Annotated in this window: 14 protein-coding genes; 8 read left to right on the top strand and 6 right to left on the bottom strand. The window is 69.6% G+C overall.

The genetic code is table 11. The annotated features are described in order from the left end of the window. Positions 1-6: 6 nt before the first annotated feature. Together BHD05_RS06190 and BHD05_RS06185 are read right to left on the bottom strand one after the other, a co-directional pair. Positions 7-474: a hypothetical protein gene (locus BHD05_RS06190; protein ID WP_161885663.1), complete on the bottom strand. Its 468-nt coding sequence runs from the start codon at positions 472-474 to the stop codon at positions 7-9. Then, entirely contained in the window at positions 474-1,895 is a 1,422-nt protein-coding gene (locus BHD05_RS06185) for a molybdopterin-dependent oxidoreductase (RefSeq protein ID WP_236966673.1), read from the bottom strand. The genes BHD05_RS06190 and BHD05_RS06185 overlap by 1 nt, the downstream gene beginning before the upstream one ends. Positions 1,896-1,938: 43 nt before the next feature. On the opposite strand from BHD05_RS06185, the gene BHD05_RS06180 reads away from it, so the two are divergent. From BHD05_RS06180 to BHD05_RS06150, 7 genes are all read left to right on the top strand, one after another. Further along, positions 1,939-3,348, top strand: a complete 1,410-nt coding sequence (locus tag BHD05_RS06180; protein WP_236966672.1) for a glycosyltransferase family 87 protein — start codon at positions 1,939-1,941, stop codon at positions 3,346-3,348. Positions 3,349-3,383: 35 nt separating this feature from the next. After that, positions 3,384-3,776: a TOBE domain-containing protein gene (locus BHD05_RS06175; RefSeq protein ID WP_202614344.1), complete on the top strand. Its 393-nt coding sequence runs from the start codon at positions 3,384-3,386 to the stop codon at positions 3,774-3,776. 109 nt (positions 3,777-3,885) lie between these two features. Beyond that, a complete protein-coding gene (gene modA / locus BHD05_RS06170; protein ID WP_236966671.1) occupies positions 3,886-4,629 on the top strand; it encodes a molybdate ABC transporter substrate-binding protein in 744 nt (247 codons plus the stop codon). 91 nt (positions 4,630-4,720) lie between these two features. Next, entirely contained in the window at positions 4,721-5,539 is an 819-nt protein-coding gene (gene modB / locus BHD05_RS06165) for a molybdate ABC transporter permease subunit (protein WP_161887377.1), read from the top strand. Next, positions 5,536-6,528, top strand: a complete 993-nt coding sequence (locus BHD05_RS06160; RefSeq protein ID WP_236966670.1) for an ABC transporter ATP-binding protein — start codon at positions 5,536-5,538, stop codon at positions 6,526-6,528. The genes modB and BHD05_RS06160 overlap by 4 nt, the downstream gene beginning before the upstream one ends. Before the next feature lie 187 nt (positions 6,529-6,715). Continuing rightward, positions 6,716-7,402 (top strand): ABC transporter substrate-binding protein, encoded by a 687-nt coding sequence (locus BHD05_RS06155; RefSeq protein ID WP_161885660.1) that lies wholly within the window; start codon positions 6,716-6,718, stop codon positions 7,400-7,402. Positions 7,403-7,551: 149 nt separating this feature from the next. Then, positions 7,552-7,836 carry a MoaD/ThiS family protein gene (locus tag BHD05_RS06150; protein ID WP_236966669.1) on the top strand — a complete coding sequence of 95 codons (285 nt, stop codon included), beginning with the start codon at positions 7,552-7,554 and terminating at the stop codon, positions 7,834-7,836. 41 nt (positions 7,837-7,877) lie between these two features. Here the strand turns inward: BHD05_RS06150 and moeB are convergent, their stop codons facing one another. Further along, on the bottom strand, positions 7,878-9,038 hold the full coding sequence (moeB, locus tag BHD05_RS06145; RefSeq protein ID WP_161885659.1) for a molybdopterin-synthase adenylyltransferase MoeB: 1,161 nt from the start codon (positions 9,036-9,038) through the stop codon (positions 7,878-7,880). On the opposite strand from moeB, the gene BHD05_RS06140 reads away from it, so the two are divergent. Next, positions 9,037-10,560 (top strand): glycosyltransferase family 39 protein, encoded by a 1,524-nt coding sequence (locus BHD05_RS06140; protein WP_161885658.1) that lies wholly within the window; start codon positions 9,037-9,039, stop codon positions 10,558-10,560. The two genes, moeB and BHD05_RS06140, sit on opposite strands and share 2 nt — an antisense overlap. 107 nt (positions 10,561-10,667) lie before the next feature. On the opposite strand, the gene BHD05_RS06135 is transcribed toward BHD05_RS06140, so the two are convergent. The 3 genes from BHD05_RS06135 to BHD05_RS06125 are packed head-to-tail and all read right to left on the bottom strand — an operon-like array spanning position 10,668 to position 13,241. Further along, entirely contained in the window at positions 10,668-11,609 is a 942-nt protein-coding gene (locus BHD05_RS06135; protein WP_161885657.1) for a 4-(cytidine 5'-diphospho)-2-C-methyl-D-erythritol kinase, read from the bottom strand. 9 nt (positions 11,610-11,618) lie between these two features. Further along, a complete protein-coding gene (locus BHD05_RS06130) occupies positions 11,619-12,164 on the bottom strand; it encodes a hypothetical protein (protein WP_161885656.1) in 546 nt (181 codons plus the stop codon). A 33-nt stretch (positions 12,165-12,197) separates the two neighbouring features. Beyond that, positions 12,198-13,241 carry a GNAT family N-acetyltransferase gene (locus BHD05_RS06125; RefSeq protein ID WP_161885655.1) on the bottom strand — a complete coding sequence of 348 codons (1,044 nt, stop codon included), beginning with the start codon at positions 13,239-13,241 and terminating at the stop codon, positions 12,198-12,200. Positions 13,242-13,293: the final 52 nt, after the last annotated feature.

Here is a 13,293-nt window from a genome sequence, read left to right as displayed (position 1 = left end):
GGGTGATCAGTCGCGCGCCCGATTGATCGCATCATTATTCGTGCGCCGGCGCCGGCTCTGTGGTCTGGCCCGCAGGTACACCGCGATAGTGACCGCGGTGGCCGCCGCCAACACCCCGTAGAACAGCACGAGATTGGCGGCGTAGTCGAGCGGCAGGATCGTCGGGTTGAGCGTGCCGATTCCCTGCTTCACGATCTGCGGGAAGACAATGAGCGCCATGATCGCGCCCACCACGATCGCGCCCTGGATGATGACGAGCACGCCGAACGGCACCCTCCTGCCCGCCTTCCGCAGCGTCAGGTTCACCGCGATCACGAGCCCCGCAATGATTCCATCGTGGATGACAAGGGCGCCGGCGAACCAGAGCAGAATGCCGCCGTATCGCTTGGGTGCGACGTCCTGGAGCAGCACCAGCCCACCGACGACCAGAAGGGCGACGCCGAGGACAACGAGGGCGATCCGCCAGATTCTCACTAGATCACCTCGATCATGCTCAGCCACTTGGTCTGTCTGACGCCGGGTCTCGCGGGGGCGATGATCCGGGCGGGGTAGCCGTGGTCGATGTCGAGCACCTGGCCGTTGACCTCGAGCGCGACGAGGGTGAGGTCGTCGCGCACGAACTCCGGGCCCATGTCCATCAGGCGGAATCCGCCCTTCTCCTCGAGGCTCGTGGCCCGGATCGACACCCCGGCATCCGCACCGACCGTGTCGAGCAGGTCGAGAAGCCGAGGCCCGCGCCACGACGCGTTCTGGCTCCAGCCCTCGACGCAGGCAATGGGCAGGTCGACGTCGCGCTGCGGCAGTTCCGCGAGTTCGGCGAGGGTGAAGCTCCGTGAGGTGTCGCCGTTGACCACGGTGAGGACCCAGTCCGGCGCGACCGCACTCTCGAGCACTCCGGCGGCGCGCGCGGTGCGGTTGACGGGCAGCGCGTTCGGGCCGATCCCGGCCTTGCGCGGCGCGAACAGGTTGACGCCGTCGAGCGGGCGGAACGACTGCCCCGCGGTGAAGGCCACAACGGCCGCGGTCGCGACGGCGATCGTGGCGACAAATCCGCGGCGGCTCGTGGTCGGTGATGGTTGCGGGGTCGCGTCGATCCAGGCGAAGAGTCGTCCGGTGACTCCGGTAGCGGCTGCCGGCTGTCCGCCAGCCCCTGTGGCCTCTGTGGCCCCTGCAGCGGCTGTGGCCCCTGTGGCCCCTGCAGCGGATGCCGTCGCCGAGAGTACGCGTTCTGGCTGCTCAGCATCCTGGGGAGCAGCCGAAACCCGTACTTTCGGCGATTCGGGGAGCGCGAAGTCGGCCACATTGCCGTCGGCGTCGTAGCTGTCCTTCTTGCGCCAGTACTTCGCGATCACGTCGAGCTTCACCCCGATGTGGATGGCGAGCGAGCCGATGATGACAAACGACAGCGCGAAGTGCGTCTGCTTGAACGGGAACGGGAACAGCGAGTAGAACTGGAACGTGTTGAGCAGCCCGATCGTGATCTCGACGAGCGACGCGGCGACGAACAGGGCGATCGACGCGCGCTCGAGGAAGTGCGAAAATGACCGCACCGGCGGAGTCTGGAACAACTCGGGGAAGACAACGTAGAGCTTGCCGAGAATCAGCGGCACGCACGCGATTCCCGCCGTGATGTGGATGCCCTGGCTCAGCTGGTACAGGAACGTCGGCCGGGTCGGGAACACCATCCACGGCAGCGGGTCCTGCAGAAAGTGGCTGTACAGCCCCGTGCCGAACGTCACGATGAACGCGATTCCGAGCAGACGGCCGAGCACGGTCGCCATCCGCGGGTTGCGCGAGGGCGAGGCGAGGGAACGGCTCAGGCCGTTGAGCATTCGGTGCACGCCGCCATTCCACCACGCGAAGCGGTGCGCGGGCGGATGCGGAGTCGTGTTCACGCTGTGTGTTCGGAGCCGACCGCGAATCGGACAGGATGGACCCGTGCGTATTCTTCTCACGTCGTTGCTGCTCGCCGCCAGCACGGTCACCACGGCCGTGTCGGTGATCGCGCTGCCGTTCTACGACGAGAAGAGCTGGCGGTCGCCGCTCGTGATGCTCACCGCGGTGCTGTGGGCGCTGTTCGCCCTGTCGGTGCTCGCCCTGCGCCGGGTGCCGCTGCGCGCAGCTGTCGTGCTCGTGATCGTGGGATCGGTCGCGATCGGCGGCGCGGCACTGGCCGGACCGCCCAACACGAGCACCGACTCCGCCCGGTACGCGTGGGACGGAATCGTGCAGAACGCCGGCATTTCCCCCTACGACTATGTGCCGGCCGACCCGGCGCTGCGCGGCCTGCGCACCGAGTGGCTGTTCCCGGCGCCGGTAATCGGAGACGGCGGCGAGCCCGAGTGCGTCGGCGAACGCATCCTCACGAGCAACGAGCCCGGCAGCGACCAGATCGTCTGCACCGCGATCAACCGGGCGAAGGTGCCGACGATCTACCCGCCGACGAGCGAGCTTCTCTTCGCAGGCGTGCGGTTTCTGACCGGACCCGAGCCGCAGTACTGGCCGATGCAGCTTGCCGGCCTGCTCATGAGCCTCGGCATCACCGGCATCCTGCTCCGCGCCCTGCACACCCGCGGGAGGGACCCGCGCTGGGCGGCGCTCTGGGGCTGGAGCCCGCTCGCGGCGACCGAGGGGGTCACCAACTCGCACATCGACATCCTCGCCGGGCTGCTCGTGCTCGTGGCCACCCTGCTCGTCTCGAACGGCCGGCGCTGGGGCGGCGGCATCGCGCTGGGGGCGGCGATCGCGGTGAAGCTCATCCCCGTGATCGCGGCGCCAGCCCTGCTGCGCCGCCAGCCGTGGAAGGTCATCGTGGGCTCCATCGCGACCTTCGCCGTGCTCTATGTGCCCTACATCCTCGCGAGTGGCATCGGGGTTCTCGGCTACCTGCCCGGCTACCTCACCGAGGAGGGCTACTCGAGCGGCGAGCGGTTCGTGCTGCTCTCGCTCGTCTTCCCCGGGGCGTCTTCGCTGGTGGTCGCAGCCGTGCTCCTCGCGGTCACGGCCGCTCTGGTGTGGTGGAAGACGAATCCGGATGATCCCTGGCTCGGCCAACTCGTGATGATCGGCGCGACCCTGCTGATCGTCTCGCCGCGCTACCCCTGGTACGCGCTGCTGCTCGTACCGATCATCGCCATGACGGGGCGCTGGGAGTGGCTCGCGGTGCCGATCGCCCTCACGGCCCGACTGCTTGTGCCCTCGACCGATGTCGCGCGGGTGGCGATCGCGCTGGCGATCGTGCTCATCGTCTGGATGTCGTTCCGTCGCGCCGGCCCGGGGTCTGGGCGCGCGCTGCTGGTCTGGCTTCGGCATCCATTTGCCGCGAAAGCGGAACAAAAAGATACTTAATGCCGCATTCACGGCATAAACTGGGCCGCATGACCGTGACTCCCTTGCGCGTGAGCGAAGCGGCCGCCCTCGTCGGCGTGAGTGACGACACCATCCGCCGTTGGGCGGATGCCGGCCGGCTGCAGCTCACCAAGGCAGACAACGGGCGTCTCGTCGTCGATGGTGCCGAGCTCGCCGCCCTCGTGCGCGAGCTCGCGACCGAGTCGCCGCTCGCACCCACGTCGAAAGCCTCCACACGCAACCGGCTTACCGGGATCGTCACCCGGATCACCAAGGACACCGTCATGGCGCAGGTCGAGCTGCAGGCCGGGCCGTTCCGCATCGTGTCCCTAATCAGCCGCGAGGCCCTCGATGAGCTCGGGCTCGAGGTCGGCACCATCGCCGCGGCGAGCGTCAAGGCGACCTCCGTCGGGATCTCGCTCCCGTGATCGGGCCCTCGTGACGCGGCATCGATCGCGGCATCGATCGCGTCGACGACTCGTCGCGGCGCTCATCCTCGTCCCGCTCGGGGCGGCCCTGCTCGTGGGGTGCGCTCCCGTGACACCTGCACCTGCCACCTCCGACGTCGCGGTCGCCGGACCCATCGTCGTGTTCGCAGCCGCCTCCCTGACCGAGTCGTTCGCGCAGATCGCGGATGCCTTCGAGGCCGAGAACCCGGGCACCACGGTGACGCTCAGTCACGGCGGCAGCTCCGCGCTCGCCGCCGGCATCGAATCCGGTGCGCCCGTCGACGTGTACGCCGCGGCCAATGCCGAGACGATGGCGAGGATCACCGGCGCGGGACTCGCGAGCTCCCCGGAGGTCTTCGCGCGCACCGAGCTGCAGATCGCGGTGCCGGCCGGCAACCCGGGAAACGTGACGGGACTCGCCGACTTCGCCGACCCCGACCGCACGATCGCCCTCTGCGCGCCGGAGGTGCCATGCGGGTCGGCATCCGCGCGCGTCTTCGACATCGCCGGCATCACCCCGGCACCGGACACTCTCGAGCAGGACGTGCGGTCGGCGCTCACCAAGGTCGAGCTGGGGGCGGTGGATGCCGCGCTCGTCTATCGCACCGACGTGCTCGTCGCCGGCGACGCGGTGCAGGGCATCGACATCGCCGAGGCCTCCGAGGCGCCGGCCGTCTACTCTGTCGTCGCGCTGTCCAGAGCCCCCAACTCCCCCACGGCGAGCGCCTTCACCGCGTTCGTGCTGGGTGGCTCCGCGCAGCGCATCCTCGCCGCTGCGGGATTCACGCCCGCTGCGGGAATCACGCCCGCTGCGGGAATCACGGTCGACTGACGTGGGCCGGACGACGGGCAGAGGGCCGGATGCGGGCGCCGACCTGCGGCGTACCGCGGGCGCCGACCCGCGGAGCGCCGTGACGCCGCGGATGCCGGCGGACCGCGATGGTCGCCCGAGCGGCGTGCCCTGGGTGCTCTGGGCGCCCGCCGCGATCGCGGTCGCATTCCTCGCCCTGCCGCTCGTGGCATTGGTGTCCCGCGTGCCGTGGCCCGACCTGCTCGAGATCCTCGCAGCGCCGGAGATCGGTACCTCGCTCAGCCTCTCCCTCGTGAGTGCGTCGCTCGCGACCGCCGCGAGCCTCGTGCTCGGCATCCCGCTCGCCTGGGTGCTCGCCCGGTCCGGGGCCTGGCCGGTCGTGCCGCGTCGGCTGCTCCGCGCGATCGTGACCGTGCCTCTCGTCCTGCCGCCCGTCGTCGGCGGGATCGCCCTTCTCCTGCTGCTCGGCCGCCGCGGGGCTCTCGGACAGTACCTCGACTCCTGGTTCGACATCCAGCTGCCGTTTACCCTGCCCGCTGTCGTCATCGCGCAGGCCTTCGTCGCGATGCCGTTCCTCGTGCTCTCGGTCGAGGGGGCGCTGCGCGGCGCGGACCGCCGCTTCGAGGATGCCGCCTCCACGCTCGGCGCCTCGCCGTGGCTCATCTTCCGGCGCATCACGCTGCCCCTCATCGCGCCGGGCGTCGCGGCCGGCGCTGTGCTGTGCTTTGCGCGTGCCCTCGGCGAGTTCGGCGCGACGATCACCTTCGCGGGCAACTTCCCCGGTGTGACGCAGACGATGCCGATCTCGGCCTACCTCGCCCTGCAGACCAATCCCGAGGCGGCCTACGTCATCTCGCTCGTGCTGCTGATCGTGTCGATCGGAGTGCTCGTGAGCCTGCGGGACCGCTGGGTAAGCGGGGTCAGCGCGTGAGCGGATCCGGCCTCGAGGCCCGGGTGGTCGTCGACCGTGGCGACTTCCGACTCGATGTCGAGCTCGTCGTGCCTCCCGGCACGGTCACTGCGCTCGTCGGGCCCAACGGCGCCGGCAAGACGACCGTGCTGCGCGCGATCGCGGGCCTGCTGCGTCCGACCGGCGGACGGATCGTGCTCGACGGACGAATGCTCGATGACGCGGCATCCTCTCGGCGGGTGCCCTCCGCCGGCCGCGGCATCGGCGTCGTCTTCCAGGACTACCTGCTCTTCCCGCACCTGAGCGCGCTCGACAACGTCGCCTTCGGCCTGCTCGCGCGCGGCGTTCCCCGACGGGATGCCGCCGCCAGCGCGGGCGAGTGGCTCGACCGGCTCGGGATCGGTGGGCTCGCCGGCATCCGCCCCTCGTCCCTGTCGGGAGGCCAGGCCCAGCGGGTCGCCCTGGCCCGCGCCCTCGTGCTCGAGCCGGCCCTGCTGCTGCTCGACGAGCCGCTCGCGGCGTTGGATGCCGGCACCCGGCTCGAGGTGCGAGCGGAGCTCGCCGACCAGTTGCGTGCGTTCGGCGGCTCGGCCGTCGTCGTCACCCACGACCCCGTCGACGCGATCGTGCTCGCCGACGAGATCGTCGTGGTCGAGCACGGCGGCGTCGTGCAGCGGGGCACGCCCGTCGACGTCGCGCGCAATCCCGCGAATGAGTATGTCGCAACGCTCGTCGGACTCGACCTCGTGCGCCTGTCCCCAGTCCGCAGCGTCGTGCTGTCGCCCACCGAGGTGCTGGTGTCGGTCGAGCGACCGGCGGATGCTGTCTCCCACACGATCTGGCAGTGCCGTGTGCGCGGCGTGGAGGAACTCGGCGGGCGCTCGAGGGTGCTGCTCGAGAGTGTCGCCGACGGGCACCGGTTCGCGGCCGATCTCGCCCCGCGCGACCTGCCGCGCACGGCGATCCGCATCGGCGATTCGCTCTGGGCGACCCTTCCGTTCGTCGCCTGAGCTGCGGTGCGAACGAGCACCGATCGCACAAACCCCGCGATTCCGGGCTTTTCACCCTCAGAAGTCTGGACGTTTGCTGGGTTTGGTAACGGAAAGGTCACGGACGAGGCCGATTCCAAACCGATTCCCGATCGGGGCCGAACTCCTGTCAACACCAACCGCAAACACACTTCACGAAGGACATCCCATGCGCAAGTTCTACAAGAGCACGATCGGTATCGCAGCAGCAGCACTCCTCGTCGGCAGCCTCGCGGCGTGCTCCACCGCGGAGGCCGAGGCCCCGGTCGCCGACGACACCAGCTCCGAAGAAGAGGTCATGGCCGACCCCGAGCCTCTCGCCTCGATCCCCGCCCTCGACGGCGTCGACACGCAGGTCACGCTCGACCAGGGCTTCGTTGACGCCCTCGGCTCGCTCGGCCTCACCCCCGGAGTGATCGGCGGCGCAACGCTGACCGACGGAGTCCTCGCCTTCCCGATCACCGGTGGCAACGTCGACTACTACGACCCCGAGGAGGACTACCGTCCCTACGTCCAGGGCTCGGTTGAGCACGATGGATCCGGAATCTCCCTCACCGCCGGCGACACTGTCGTCGAGCTGACCGACTTCCGCATCGACCCGGGAACCTCGCAGCTGTTCGGAACCGTCACCGCCAACGGTGAAGAGGTTGGACAGGACATCTTCATCTTCACCCTCGACGGCACCACGCTGAACCCGCTCGAGACCGACGCCGATGGCAACGCAGTTCTTGAGGGCACGACGGTTCTCATCAGCCCGGATGCCGCCGGCCTCCTGAACGACACCTTCGGAACCGACGCCGTCACCGACGAGCTCGTCGTGGGTATCGCCAAGATCACGGCCAAGGCTGCCGCGTAACTCCCCGAATCACAGCGAAAAGGCCCGTCACGCGAAAGCGTGGCGGGCCTTTTCGCTGTCCTCAGCCTTTTCCGCACTATCTCGGAAGGTTTCCCCGATGTCGAACGGTGCACGGGCGGGCGCATGCCCGCCCCGTCGATTAGCCTTGAATGATGAGCTCCTCCCCCGGCACGCAGGTCAGCCAGCACGTGACCGTGCGCTTGTTCGCTTCGGCCCGAGCAGCCACCGGTGTGGGCGAGCTGCGACTGGCGGTCCCCGCGGGGGCATCCATCGCCGACGCGCTGCAGCAGCTGACGGCGGCGCCCGGCGAGCCCCTGGAGCAGGTGCTCTCCCGCTGCTCCTTCCTCGTCAACGCCGTCTCGACGACGGATCGCGCGACGAAGCTCTCCGACGGCGACGTCATCGACGTCATGCCGCCATTCGCCGGCGGCTGAGGGTGCCCACGAGCACCCGCAGCAGCACCGCCAGCGCCAGGCTAGTAGCGCATCCCGCCGGGGTCGGTGAGGTCGAGCCAGGCCTGGATGCCGCCGCGCAACGACACGGCATCGGCACCGGCGGCGCGCAGAGCGTCGGCGGCCCGCTGCGAACGGATGCCGGTCTTGCAGTAGACGACGAACGGACCCTCCCCGAGGGCGGCCGGGTCGTCGAGCAGCTGGGCGAGCGGCACGAGCCGGGCACCGTCGATGTGCACAAGCTCGTGCTCGAACGGCTCCCGCACATCGATGAGATTCGGCATGTGCTCCGCAATGAGATCCTCGGCGCTGAGCTCCGGGCCGCCGAGCCCGCTCGCCGCACCGCCGCCCGCCGGCGGCCGCATCCCGCAGAACAGCTCGTAGTCGATGAGCCCGGTCACCGGCATCCGTCCGGGCCTGCGGGACAGGCGAACCTCGCGCCAGCCACCGGCGAGCGCGTCGAGAATCTGGATGCGGCCGAGCAGCGGCTCACCGATGCCGGTGATGAGCTTGATCGCCTCGGTCGCCATCATCGAGCCGATGCTCGCGCAGACCGCTCCAAGCACGCCGGCCTCATCGCACGACAGCACCTCGCCGGGCGCCGGCGGCACGGGGTGCAGGTCGCGGTAGTCGAGCGAGCGGCCGTCGGGTGCCGACTCCCAGAACACAGTGACCTGGCCGTCGAATCGAAACACCGACCCCCACACATAGGGCTTTCCGAGAATGGCGGCCGCGTCGTTCGCGAGGTAGCGGGTGGCGAAATTGTCGCTGCCGTCGATCACGAGGTCGTAGCCGGAGAAGACCTGCACGGCGTTGCCGGCGCCGAGCCGCACGGCGTGCTCCACCACCGTCACGAGCGGGTTCAGCTCGGCGATCGCGCGGGCCGCGCTCGCCGTCTTCGGCTCTCCGATGCTCGCGGTGCGGTGGATGACCTGCCGCTGCAGGTTGGAGAGGTCCACGGTGTCGAAATCGACGATGCCGATCGTTCCGACCCCCGCCGCAGCGAGGTACTGCAGCACGGGCGATCCGAGCCCGCCGGCGCCGATCACGAGCACTTTCGCGGCGGCCAGACGGCGTTGACCCGACAGCCCGAAGCCCGGCAGCATGAGGTGACGCGATCCGCGCGCGATCTGCTCGGGAGTCAGCTCGGCCCCGAGCTCGACGAGGGGAGGCAGAGTCGACATGACTGACCTCCTCACTGCCCACGGCCGCACTCGCGGCGGGTCTCCCAGTCTATCGACGCGCATCCGGAGCCACCCCGCGCTCGCACCCGCCCTGGTCGGGCTGCTCGGCCTCACGATCTCACTCATCGGCATCGGCATCCCGTCCCTCTGGTACGACGAGGCAGCCACGGTCACAGCCGTTATGCGCGACTGGCCCGAGCTGTGGCGGATGCTGGGAAACGTCGACGCGGTGCACGGCGCCTACTACGTGGTCATGCATGTGCTCGTCGACCTGTTCGGGTACTCCCCTCTTCTTCTGCGGATGCCGAGCGCGATCGCAGTCGGTGCCGCTGCGGCCCTCACTGTGGTGCTCGGCCGGCAGCTCGGCCTCGGCCGCGCTGCCGTTGTCGGCGGGCTGGTCTTCTGCCTGCTCCCCCGCGCGACCTGGATGGGAACCGAGGCCCGGTCGTACGCGCTGAGCACCGCCCTCGCGGTGCTGCTCACGCTCGTGTTGCTGCATGCGCAGCGGAGCAATCGGCGGCGCTGGTGGCTCGTCTACGCCGTGCTCACGGTGGTGTCGTGCTACTTCTTCATCTACCTCGCACTCGTCATCGTCGCCCACGGGGTCTCCCTGGCGTGGTGGCTCGCGAGCAGACGACAGGCCACCGTTCCGACCGTGCGCCGGTGGTTACTGGCGAGCGCCGCCGCCGCGGTCGCCCTGCTGCCGTTCGCGCTTGCCGTGATCGGGCAGAACGCCCAGGTGTCGTGGATTCTCGACCTCGGCCCCGACACACCACGCCAGGTGCTGCGTACGCAGTGGTTCCTGTTCGACGGTCGGTTCGCGGTCGCCGGGTGGATCCTCATCGTGTTCGGCGCGATCGCGCTGCTCCGAACGGCCAGGGGCTTCTCGGCGGCCGCCGTGCTGCTGCCCGCTCTCGTGGTGCCGACCGCAGCGCTGCTTGTCGCCACGGAGCTGTACTCGCCGCTCTACACGCCGCGCTACCTCACGATGTGCCTGCCCTTCGTGGCCCTGATCATCGGTGCGGCGATCGCCGCGGTGCCGACGAGGCCCCTCGCGGCCCTCACCCTCGCGAGCCTCGTGCTGCTCGCCATCCCGTCGATCGTGGAACAGCGGCAGCCGGATGCGAAGCAGGCATCCACCTGGAAGGAGGTCGCCGCGCTCATCGAGGAGCAGCGTGCCGAAGACGGCCCGGGAACGACCGCGATCATCTACGGGCCGGTGCGCTACCACGCGACTGCGACATCCCGGGTCATCGCGTACACCTACCCGGACGCCTTCGAGGGCACCATCGACGTCACGATCGACACGCCGGCCGCCAAGACCGGCCAGCTATGGGAGACGCGCAACCGTCTCGACGAGTCACTCGACCGACTGGCCGGCTCCGATGCGGCCTACCTCGTCACGAGCGTCAAGCAGGACCGTCGCGAGTCGACGGCCCAGACCCTCGCTACCGTCGGGTGGAGTCCGACCGACGAGTGGAACCTCGGCGACACCAACGTGGTGCGCTTCGAGCGCGACTGAGTCGCGGGGCCCTTCCGCGCGAGTCCCTCATGCGAGTGCGCCCGCCCGTCGCATCCGCCCCGGCCGAGCAGGCGCAATTGCCACAAACGGGAGCAGACACCTCGCGGCTACGAGCTGAGGATACGAGCCCCGTGCACCGGCCCTGTGGCGCGCACGACGTTCAGCCGCGCGGCGCTCAGCGCGATCTGCAACTCGAGCGCGTTGTCGAGGTCGGCGGCGAGGAACGCGACGGTGGGGCCGGAGCCGGAGATCATGCCGGCGAGCGCGCCGTTCTCCTCGCCCAGTTCGATCACCGAGGCGAGCTTCGGCTCCATCTGCAGAGCCGGGGCCTGGAGGTCGTTGTGCAGCACCTCGGCGAGCATGTGCGGGTCGCCGGCGCGCAACGCCTGCAGCACGTTCGCATCCACGTGGGGGGCCACCACCGCGGGGAAGATGTCCTGCGCGTGGCGGTCGCGGTGACGGTCGAGTTCGCGGTACACCTCGGGCGTCGACATGCCGAAGTCGGCGAGGGCGAAGACCCACTGGAAGTGCCCCTTGGCCAGCGCGGGGCTCAGCTGGTCGCCCCGGCCGGTGCCGATCGCGGTGCCACCGATGAAGGCGAACGGAACATCGGCGCCGAGCTCTCCGGCGAGCTCCATGAGGTCCTCCCGGCCGAGGTCGGTGCCCCAGAGCGTGTCGCAGGCGAGAAGCGTTGCCGCGGCATCGGCCGACCCGCCGCCCATGCCGCCCGCGATCGGAACGTGCTTCTCGATCTCGAGGCGCACGCCACCGCGGTATCCGGCCCGCCGGGCCAGCAGGGTCGCGGCCTTGATCGCGAGGTTGGAGGCGTCGAGCGGCAGTCCGGAGGTGTCGACACTGCTCGCACTGGTGAACGAGACGGAGAAGTCGTCCGCGGGGTAGGCCCGCACGTCTTCGGACAGCGAGACAGCCTGATAGGCCGAGGCGACGTCGTGGTAACCGTCCTCGAGCAGGGAGCCCACCTTGAGGAAGACGTTGATCTTGCCCGGGGCCCGGGCGTGCACCACAGTGGTGGCCGCCGATAAGGTCATTGCTCCAACCTAGTCGAGCGAGGGGGCGAGCCCGTTCACCACCGGGGCCAGCTCGCCCTTGGCGATGCCGGCCCGGTCGGCGTCGCTGATCTTCGAGTGCGCGGCGGAGATGCTCGTTCTGGCGTTCTTCGTCGGGCTTGCGGTCACGAGCATCGACTCGCCGTCGGCGAGCTTCCACCGTGCCGTCGGGTATTTCGCGGTGCGGTTGACCGATGCCGGCTCGGCGCCGAGATGAGCGGAGAACACCGCGATCGCGCGGTCGAGAGCCTGCTGCTGGTCGCCCGGGACGCTCTTGCTCGCGCCGACCGTGAAGGTGCCGTCCGCCATCTGCCCGGGCGCCCGCATCCCCCTCGCCTGCTCGAATCTCACCGTGATCGACTGCGCCCACCAGCCATCGACGCCCTCGTGCTGGACGAGCCAGCGCGCGATCGCCGGGTGGGTCCAACTCGTGGCGTCGTGCGCGTCGAGCACCTCGAACCAGTCCCCCGGATGCTTGCCCGTCGCGGCCGCCATCGCCGCATCACTCAGGGTCGATTGGTGGTCGGCTACCGGCATGGTTTCATCCTCGCCCAGCAGTCCCTCCGCGCGCTAGTACTCCTTGAGCACGCTCACCGAGCGGCTCGTCTTCTCGAAGCCGATCCGCTCGTACAGTTCGACGGCCCCGGTCGGACTGTCGGCATCGACGTCAAGCACGGCCTTCACCAGACCGGCGTCGCGGTAGGCGTTCAGCAGGTGCGACAGCACGGCTGGCGCAAGCTTCATCCCGCGCCAGTCGCGCCGCACGCCCACGTACGGGATATAGCCGAACCTGAAGCCGAGCTGGTCCCAGTCGTGCTCGTTGATGTCGGTCATCGCGAAGGCAACGACCTGCTCCTCGCCGGTCTCGTCGGGCATGAGCACGACGTAGGAGAGGTCGGCGCGGGCGATGGGCAGGCTGTCGTGCGACAGCCACTCCTCGCTCGTGAGCGGTTGCGAGGCGAAGTGGTCGCGGAAGGCGTCGTTGCGCGCGATGCGCGTCTGCTCGGCCCACTGCGGGCCGTACGTCTCGACGCGCGCGCCAGCCGGGAACGGGATGTCGGGGATCGGCTCGGTCACGTCGCGCACAAGTTCGAACCAATTGCGGCGGAAGTCGAACCCGCGGCCCCGGAGCAGCTCGAGCATCTCCTCGGCCTGACGGGGGACGGCGGTGACGAACCAGCCGGGGAGCGTCTTGTCGGAGGAGGCGAGCTGCTGCAGCCCACGGTCCTCGAGCCAGTCGAGCAGCACCTCGTCGAGCCCTTCGCCGCGGTGGTCGGGGTGCACGTGGCCCTCGAAGGCCGAGCGCACGAGGGTGGCCTGGCTCGGCTGCAGCACGACGATTCCGTAGGCGACCGCGCGCCCGTCAGCGTCGATTCCGATCACGGTGTCGTGGGCGCGGTCGAGTTCGTCAGCTGTGATCTCGTGCTCGATTTCCTCGAGGCTGAGCGAGTAGCTCGGGTGATCGACCCGGCCGACGAGCCTGCGGAGTTCGAAGACCGGTTTGACGTCCTCGACGGTCATTGGCCGCCATGTGACGCCGGCGAGCGGCTGCGGAAAGCGGACCTCGGCGGGTGCGGTGATGCGTTCGGACAGGGACTGCGTTGTACTGGTCACTCCAACTAGTCTGTCATGACTGCCGCAGGGCGCCTGCGCCAGCGGGCCGCGC

Source organism: Marisediminicola antarctica (genome assembly GCF_009930795.1).
Taxonomy (GTDB): domain Bacteria; phylum Actinomycetota; class Actinomycetes; order Actinomycetales; family Microbacteriaceae; genus Marisediminicola; species Marisediminicola antarctica.
The sequence above is the reverse complement of the archived record's forward strand: the minus strand, read 5'-3'. Positions and strand labels throughout refer to the sequence as shown.

Coding starts and splice junctions, on each gene's coding strand:
- modB (WP_161887377.1), top strand. CDS start 4,721: ATGCCGGCGGACCGCGATGGTCGCCCGAGCGGCGTGCCCTGGGTGCTC.
- BHD05_RS06155 (WP_161885660.1), top strand. CDS start 6,716: ATGCGCAAGTTCTACAAGAGCACGATCGGTATCGCAGCAGCAGCACTC.
- BHD05_RS06150 (WP_236966669.1), top strand. CDS start 7,552: ATGATGAGCTCCTCCCCCGGCACGCAGGTCAGCCAGCACGTGACCGTG.
- BHD05_RS06140 (WP_161885658.1), top strand. CDS start 9,037: ATGACTGACCTCCTCACTGCCCACGGCCGCACTCGCGGCGGGTCTCCC.
- moeB (WP_161885659.1), bottom strand. CDS start 9,038: ATGTCGACTCTGCCTCCCCTCGTCGAGCTCGGGGCCGAGCTGACTCCC.
- BHD05_RS06135 (WP_161885657.1), bottom strand. CDS start 11,609: ATGACCTTATCGGCGGCCACCACTGTGGTGCACGCCCGGGCCCCGGGC.
- BHD05_RS06130 (WP_161885656.1), bottom strand. CDS start 12,164: ATGCCGGTAGCCGACCACCAATCGACCCTGAGTGATGCGGCGATGGCG.